Annotated in this window: 3 protein-coding genes; 1 reads left to right on the top strand and 2 read right to left on the bottom strand. The window is 75.7% G+C overall.

The window, feature by feature from the left end; genetic code table 11:
- Positions 1-34: 34 nt before the first annotated feature.
- Complete coding sequence (locus tag DEF28_RS26365) at positions 35-454, top strand: hypothetical protein (RefSeq protein WP_114446261.1); 420 nt, start codon at positions 35-37, stop codon at positions 452-454.
- A gap of 49 nt (positions 455-503) precedes the next feature.
- Here the strand turns inward: DEF28_RS26365 and DEF28_RS26360 are convergent, their stop codons facing one another.
- On the bottom strand, positions 504-1325 hold the full coding sequence (locus tag DEF28_RS26360; RefSeq protein WP_114400899.1) for a helix-turn-helix domain-containing protein: 822 nt from the start codon (positions 1323-1325) through the stop codon (positions 504-506).
- A gap of 254 nt (positions 1326-1579) precedes the next feature.
- Positions 1580-1916, bottom strand: a 337-nt coding sequence (locus tag DEF28_RS26355) for a response regulator transcription factor (protein ID WP_147280304.1), incomplete at its 5' end; no start/stop codon positions are given.

Below are 1916 nucleotides of genomic sequence, written 5' to 3'. Positions count from 1 at the left end.
TCCGGCCCCGCCCCTCGCTCCGTGGAGGTCATCCATGCCATCGCCTGCCACCAGCACGCCCACCGCCCGCCCCTCGGCCGCCCCGTTCACCTGGCTGCGCCGGTTCCTCGCCCTCGACGCCGTCGTCACAGGCGGCAACGGCGTCGGCTACCTGGCCGCCTCGGCCCCGCTGGGCCGGCTGCTGGGCGTCGACAGCGCGCTGCTGCTCGGGGTCGGGGTGTTCCTGGTGCTCTACGGGGCGGCGGTCGGCCTCCTCGCGGCCCGGCCCCGGCCGGGGTCGGGCGCGGTCGCGGCCGTGATCGGCGCGAACGCCCTCTGGGTGCTGGTCAGCCTCGCCGCCGTTCCGGTACTGGCTCCCGGCGTCGCCGGGATGGTCTGGATCCCGCTGCAGGCCGCTGTGGTCGCGGGGTTCGCCGCTCTCCAGTACGGCGCGCTCCGCAGCGTCCGCCGCTGACCGCGCCGCCCCGGCAGCCGGCCGCCGGGAACGCTTCGGCCGCGGATGCTCATGCCCCCGCCGCCGCACCCACGAGGTCGCGCATCGCCCCGGCCGTCTCCGGGTCGGCCGGCAGGAGCGTCTCCACCGCCAGCTCGGAGACGGTCACGTCCATCGGGGTGTTGAAGGTGGTCACCGTCGAGAGGAAGGAGAGCAGCTGGCCGCCGACCTCGATCCGCAACGGCAGGGCGACCGCGTGCGGGTGCTCCTCCGGCGGGTGCCCGGCCGGGACCGGGTACGCGGCCACCTCCCGGAGCAGCTCGCGCAGCGGCACGGAGTCGCGCACCGCCAGCTGCCGTTCCACCCGCTCCAGCAGGTGCGTCCGCCACTGGAGGAGGTTGCGGATCCGTGGTGCGAGCCCGTCCGGATGCAGGCTGATCCGCATCGCGTTCAGCGGCGGCCGCAGCAGGTGCTCGGGGACCCCGTTCAGCAGCGCGGCGACACCGCGGTTGGCGGCCAGCACGTCGAAGACCCCGTTCACCAGCAGCGCCGGGCTGGGGTCGTAGGCGGCCAGCAGCCGCTCCATCTCGGCGCGCAGCGGGGCCATGGCCGGCTCGTCCAGCGGCGTCTCCGGGAACGCGGGAGCGTACCCGGCCGCGACCAGCAGCGCGTTGCGGTCCCGGACCGGGACGTCGAGGTGCTCCGCCAGCCGCAGCACCATCGCCGGGCTGGGCCGGGCCCGGCCGGTCTCGATGAAGCTGATGTGCCGGGCGGAGCTGTCCGCCCGCGATGCGAGCTCCAGCTGGCTGATCCGCCGCCGCTCCCGCCAGGAGCGCAGCAGCGCCCCGAAGGCCGGACGCGCGGGACGCTCCACGGGGGGACCGACGGTCATGGTCCGACGCTATCCGATCGCCGGAGGCGCCACGTCCGCGCCCGCCGCCCCGGTCAGGCGCCGGTCCGGACGCCGCGCCCCGGCCGCGCGCCCGTACCGCCGGCACGGGGCGGGCCGACGCGCGGCGGCTCCCCGATCCGCCTCGGTGGGTTTGCCCGTGGGCGCCGCGGATCCGCTCGCCTGCCCGCCGCTGCCTTCCGGCTCAGCCTGTCCCCGACCGAGCGCGGTACCGCGCCGCTCTCCGCCGCTGCTCCCTACAGCCAGTCGTGCTGGTGGGCGTGGCGTGCCGCTTCGTGGCGGGTGCGGGTCTGGGTCTTGGCCATGGCATTGGAGAGGTAGTTGCGTACCGTGCCCTCGGCCAGGTGCAGCCGGGCGGCGATCTCGGCGACGGAGTAGCCTTCGCGGGTCTCGCGCAGCACGTCGGTCTCCCGGTCGGTGAGGGGGCAGTCGTCGATGACGGCGAGGGCGGAGACGTCCGGGTCGATCCAGCGCCTGCCCTGGTGCAGGGCGGTGATGACCGCGGCGATGTGCGCCGGTTCCGCGGACTTGCTGACGAATCCCTGGATCCTGAGTTTCAGTGCCTTGCGGAGC

The sequence above is a fragment of the Marinitenerispora sediminis genome (genome assembly GCF_003336425.1).
Classification (GTDB): domain Bacteria; phylum Actinomycetota; class Actinomycetes; order Streptosporangiales; family Streptosporangiaceae; genus Marinitenerispora; species Marinitenerispora sediminis.
The sequence above is the reverse complement of the archived record's forward strand: the minus strand, read 5'-3'. Positions and strand labels throughout refer to the sequence as shown.